Origin of the sequence: Rhodopirellula maiorica SM1 (genome assembly GCF_000346295.1) — a bacterium.
Lineage (GTDB): Bacteria > Planctomycetota > Planctomycetia > Pirellulales > Pirellulaceae > Novipirellula > Novipirellula maiorica.
Genome location: NZ_ANOG01000671.1, coordinates 1 through 4,349, shown reverse-complemented (window position 1 = coordinate 4,349; position 4,349 = coordinate 1). Strand labels below are relative to the sequence as shown.

Below are 4,349 nucleotides of genomic sequence, written 5' to 3'. Positions count from 1 at the left end.
ACGCTGCCTTAATCTCTTTTCAAACACGCCGAACGTTTGATCGTCTTCAATCCCCATCATCGTGGACTCGTCATCGCTGCAGCCGTTGCGACGGCTATTTTTCTAGTTGACTGTAACGTCGAGCGAAACATCACCGTTAGCGTGCTGTACATCGTCGCGGTCTGGATCGTCCACGCCACCCACCGCCGCAGCGTTGTTCTGGTTGCTGCCGCGGTGTGCAGCGTGCTGACGCCGTTGGGATGGTACTTTTCGCCCGGCGATGCCGTTTGGACTGACGCGATTTGGAACCGTGTTCTGTCGCTGCTGGCGATCTGGATCACCGCCGCACTTTGCTCGCGGGCACTGTCACTGGATGCTCAACGCAACGCTAGCAATGTTCTTGGCGAACATTTGCAGCAGGAATTGAATTCAGAGCATACCCGGTTCACCGAGATCCAAGAGCGTTGCCAATTAACCATCGATGCGGCTCTCGATGCGGTGATCATGATTAACCAGCACAGTCAGATTACCGAATGGAACAAACAGGCCGAATGCACGTTCGGTTGGTCGCGAGAGGAGGCGATGGGGCAATCGTTGGCCGAGTTGATCATTCCCGAGCGATTCCGCGACGATCACCACCGCGGTCTGCAGCGGTTTCATCAGACCGGCATCCCCAAAATCATGAATCAACGCTTGGAAATGTCGGCGGTGCGTCGCAACGGTGAAGAGTTTCCGATCGAGTTAAGCATCATCGTACTTCGCTGTGCCGAGGGCTACCAATATAGCGCGTTTGTCCGTGATATCACCGAGCACAAATCGACACTCGAGGAGCTTCGCAAGCGTGACCAGCAAATCACGACGCTGCTTAATTCGACCGCCGAAGGCATCTACGGCGTCGATCTCGAGGGCCGCTGCACCTTTGCCAACAACACTTGCGCCCGACTTCTTGGTTACGACACGCCGGAGGAATTGTTTGGCGCGAACATGCATCAATTGATTCACCATTCGCGAATCGACGGCACTCCCTATCCGCAGTCTGAATGCCGGATCTATCAAGCATTTCGCAGCAGTGAGGGCGTGCATGTCGACGACGAGCACTTTTGGCGAAAGGATGGCACATCGTTTTCGGTTGAATATTGGTCCTATCCGGTCCATGTCGAAGGCGCTCTAGGGGGATCCGTGGTGACCTTCGTTGATACATCGGACCGAAAACGACGCGAGCACCTGCAAACGAAGAAGTACGAAGAGCTCGAGGACCGAGTCGCGCTGCACGATCAAGAGCTGGTCGCGATGCGTGATCGTTTGGAATTGGCTCTCGAGGGAGCCAATGTCGGATTGTGGGACTGGGATGCTGTCACCGACGAGGTTTACTTTTCCAAGACCGCCAAGACACAGCTGGGCTATGACGCCGACATGGCTTGGACACATTTTCGCGACTGGGAAACGCGTCTTCATCCCGACGATTATGAGCAGGCGATGCAGTGCCTGAAAAAGTACTTTCAAGATCGCGGCGATGTCTACCAATCGACATTTCGCTTGCGTTGTGAAAACGGTACCTATCGCTGGATTTTGTCACAGGGGCATGGCGAATTCGACGAATCGGGCAAACCCCTGCGATTGATCGGCGTGCATATCGACATTCACGAACAGATTGAAAACGAAAAAATTCTTGAATGGCTCAACGGTGAATTGTCGCGAACGGTCGATGCGTTGCATTCGAGCAATATTGATCTTCAGCAATTTGCCTATGTCGCTTCGCACGACCTTCAGACTCCATTGCGAGCGATCGCCAACTTTGCCCAATTCCTACAAGATGACTATGCGGGAAAATTGGACGCGACCGCGGACGACTATTTGCAGCGGATTGTGCAAGGGGCACATCGGATGCAACAGTTGATCCGCGATCTGTTGGGCTATTCACGCGTTGAATCCCGAGCGGCACCGTTCCAACCAACGTCACTGAATGATGCGTTCGAGGATGCCCTAGAGATGTTAAGTTCGTCGATCACCGAAACGGGGGCTCGCGTAACCCGTGATGAATTGCCTACGATTCAGGCCGACAAGTCGCAGATGGCCCAGTTGTTGACCAATTTGATTGGCAATGCCGTAAAATACCATGGTGACAAACCGCCCGAGGTCCACGTTTGGGCTGAGATCGGCGACGAATTTTACACGCTGTTCGTGCAGGACAACGGCATCGGGATCAGTCCCAAGCACCACGATCGTGTGTTCGAAATCTTTCGTCGCTTGCACACGCAAACCGCCTATCCAGGTACCGGAATTGGACTGGCCGTTTGTCGCCGTATCGTGAACCGCCATGGCGGTGATATTTCTGTCAAATCGCAAGAAGGAAAAGGAAGCACGTTCGTGTTTACGATCCCTGTGAACAATTCTGAGGTCGAGCAATTCGACGCCGATAATCCAGATGCGATCGGCATCGTACACGACAAGGCGCTGGGGGACGTATGAGAATAGCGGATAGTGGTCGACCAGCCGAAGTGTTGTTGGTCGAAGATAACGAAGACGATGTCATTATCACACAACGCGGATTCAACAAGTCAAATCTGCCCGTCAATCTTCATCGCGTCGAAAATGGCGAAGAGTGCATGCAGTTTCTGCGGAAATCAGGTCGCTATGTCGATGCGCCGACTCCCGATCTGATTCTGTTGGATCTGAACATGCCGGTCAAAGATGGCCGCGAGGTGTTGGCGGAAATTGTTGCCGACGAACAACTGCGACGGCTCGCAGTCGTCGTGCTGACAACATCCGAATCCGATCAAGACCTGTTGACGATGTACGATCTACGCTGCAGTTCCTACATCCTGAAACCGGTCGATTTCAAGCAATTCCAACAAGTGATCAAGTATATCGGCGAATATTGGTTCACCATCGTTGTGCTGCCCAACGGCACGACCCATGAATAACCCAACCTTGCCGAAAGATCAGTCTGGCAATTTGGGTTCATGCGTTGTCGCTGCATCGCTCTGCCAAAGATTCGGCTTCGAATTGACTTCTTAAAGACTTTGGCGGACGCCCAATTGACCACGCGCGATTCCGTGGTTGGGGCTGCGACGTTGCTGCCCCCTGTCATCTTGGCTAAAAAACGTCAGAATCTGACCCTGATCGTCCCTCTGCTTGTCCGCTGAATTTGATTCGTATTGCTATGTCCTCTGCTTCCTCTCGCGGCGTGTTTATTGTCATTGACGGTATCGACGGTGCCGGAAAATCGACCCAAGTTCAACGGTTGTGCGACTCGTTGCGGACGCAAGGTTTTCGCGTGACCCAGTCGCGTGAACCGACCGATGGACAATGGGGAAAAATGATTCGCAACAGCGCCACGACGGGCCGTTTGTCGCTGGACGAAGAACTCCGGGCCTTCGTCGAAGATCGTCGCGAGCATGTTTCCACGCTGATCCAACCGGCCCTTGCCGACGGCCAGATCGTGATCGTTGATCGCTATTTCTATTCGACTGTGGCATACCAAGGCATCCGCGGCGCTGATACCGGGGTGTTGCTTGATCAAATGCGAGCCGAATTTCCGATCCCCGATCTGACGTTGTTCTTTGATTTACCCGTCTCGGTGGCGCTGCAGCGGATCTCGGAAACGCGAGGTGAAATCCCCAACGAATTTGAACAGGAAGACGCGCTGACCGAGATTCGCAAAACGTTCCATCAGATGGCGGATCAGTGTGATGAAGTGCAACTGCTTGATTGCACTCCGGATAGGGACGAGGTCACCGCTAACATTGCTGCACATGTCGAGCAGGCCATTGCATCTCGCCGGTGAGCGGTAGGCGGAACCTTTACTCAATTGCAGTGCGGGTGTGAATCCGCCGGCGTACCATCACTGTGACGACGGTCACGGGGATTCCCAGCACGATTATCCAAGGCACCAAGGCGATCAGTGCAATCAAGAGGTTCTCGCTGAGTTGGCGTAGTGAACTCAGCGAGCCGCCAAATGCAGTGGCGACGCGGTCCGAAAACGTCGGTGCCGCCGGCGGAACGTACTCTTTTTCCTCGCGGACGTTGATTGTCACCGTGGCGAGCGCTGTGCGATCAGCAAGTAATCGTAACCGACCCTCCATCCGTTCGATTTCTTCTCGCACGCGAGCCAGTTCACGCTCGATCTCTAAAACGTCCGACAACTTGCCCGTCCGCTCTGCTAACATCGTGATGATGCGTTCTTCGAGTTTTCGGTTGTTTCGCACGCGAGCCTCGACGTCGACATATTCCTCGGTCACGTCCTGAGCGTCCTCGCGACGTGATTCGGCAAAACCCAATCCGCCGACGCCACTGACAAATTCGTGATAGCGATCAACCGGAACACGAATCACCCAAGTCCCACTTTGCTGATCGTTGTAGCGGCGATC

4 protein-coding genes are annotated in these 4,349 nt (G+C 54.0%); 3 read left to right on the top strand and 1 reads right to left on the bottom strand.

The features are described 5' to 3' along the window. Positions 1-36 precede the first annotated feature (36 nt). The 3 genes from RMSM_RS37190 to tmk all read left to right on the top strand — a co-directional run bounded on the left by RMSM_RS37190 (position 37) and on the right by tmk (position 3,766). Positions 37-2,448 (top strand): PAS domain-containing sensor histidine kinase, encoded by a 2,412-nt coding sequence (locus RMSM_RS37190; RefSeq protein WP_008701187.1) that lies wholly within the window; start codon positions 37-39, stop codon positions 2,446-2,448. Continuing rightward, positions 2,445-2,903, top strand: coding sequence for a response regulator (locus RMSM_RS21470; RefSeq protein WP_040768747.1), 459 nt, complete (start codon positions 2,445-2,447; stop codon positions 2,901-2,903). The genes RMSM_RS37190 and RMSM_RS21470 overlap by 4 nt, the downstream gene beginning before the upstream one ends. 239 nt (positions 2,904-3,142) lie before the next feature. Then, positions 3,143-3,766 carry a dTMP kinase gene (tmk, locus tag RMSM_RS21460; RefSeq protein ID WP_008701182.1) on the top strand — a complete coding sequence of 208 codons (624 nt, stop codon included), beginning with the start codon at positions 3,143-3,145 and terminating at the stop codon, positions 3,764-3,766. Between the two features lie 16 nt (positions 3,767-3,782). Here the strand turns inward: tmk and RMSM_RS21455 are convergent. Then, on the bottom strand, positions 3,783-4,349 hold a 567-nt coding region (locus tag RMSM_RS21455), incomplete at its 5' end, for a DUF4349 domain-containing protein (RefSeq protein WP_040768745.1).